General features: G+C 46.6%; 1 protein-coding gene. It reads left to right on the plus strand.

What is annotated here, in order from left to right:
* Window positions 1-17: 17 nt before the first annotated feature.
* The coding region (locus L650_RS0113865; RefSeq protein WP_223230585.1) for a tape measure protein at window positions 18-992 on the plus strand (975 nt) is incomplete at its 3' end.

The raw sequence follows: 992 nt of genomic DNA on the forward strand, positions 1-992 counted from the left end.
CCCGCCAATTGGGGTTAATGAATAGTGCCTACGGGCAAATTGGTGCAACGCTGACTACCTTGGTGGGTATTGGCACCGCGACCATGTTTGTGCGCGATACGGGCGCAGCCCAGTTGCTAGATACACGCCTTAAAGGGCTAACTGGCTCAGCTGAAAACTACGCCAAAGTACAAGAATATTTATTTGCCACCTCTGATCGTTTAAACACCGGTTACACCACCCTTGCCGACTCTTACAGTAAAATTTTAACGCTACAAGAAGTGGGTGTTGTTACTCAAACCCAAGGTAAAGCAATTCTAGAAGGCATGGCTAACNCCGCCGCTAAAACGGGTGCGAGCAATGTGCAGCTTGCACAAAGCTTATTTGGTATGACGCAAGGGATGACTGCCGGCGTTTTACGCGCTGAAGAGTTAAACCAAGTAACAGAACCTATGCCAGGGCTTTTGCAAAAACTTGATAAAGCAGCAGGTAAAGCTGCCGGTGGTTTTAGGCAAATGGTGAACGATGGCCAAGTAACCAGTCAGATGTTTAAAAACTATCTGATAAAAGCGCTTAACGATTATGCGGGAGCGGCCGAGGCTACCGAAGGTAAAATAAATGCCAGCTTTGCGGAAATGGGTAACGAGTACCAGCGCTTAATACGTAAATACGAAGAGCCAGTAAACTTCGCTGTAACCAGTATTGTTGATTCAATCACCGATACCATGGCGTATTTACGCCAAAATGAAGACGCCGTTGATGATTTAGTATTTGCAACCGGTGCATTAGCTACTGTATTAACGGGGCATTTAGTTGCGGGGCTAAGCGCAAGTACTGCAGGCTATGTTGCTAATGTGGCCGCTAAGAACCGCGCGTTAATTGCTGATGCAGCCCTAGCAAAACAAAACCAGGCCAATGCTGTTTTAGAGCTACAACGTGCCGCAGAAATGAAAGTATATGCACAGCATACATTGGCTGTGGCTAATACTACTAATTTACGCACTGCTGCTGTT

The sequence above is a fragment of the Pseudoalteromonas sp. TB51 genome (assembly GCF_000498055.1).
Classification (GTDB): domain Bacteria; phylum Pseudomonadota; class Gammaproteobacteria; order Enterobacterales; family Alteromonadaceae; genus Pseudoalteromonas; species Pseudoalteromonas atlantica.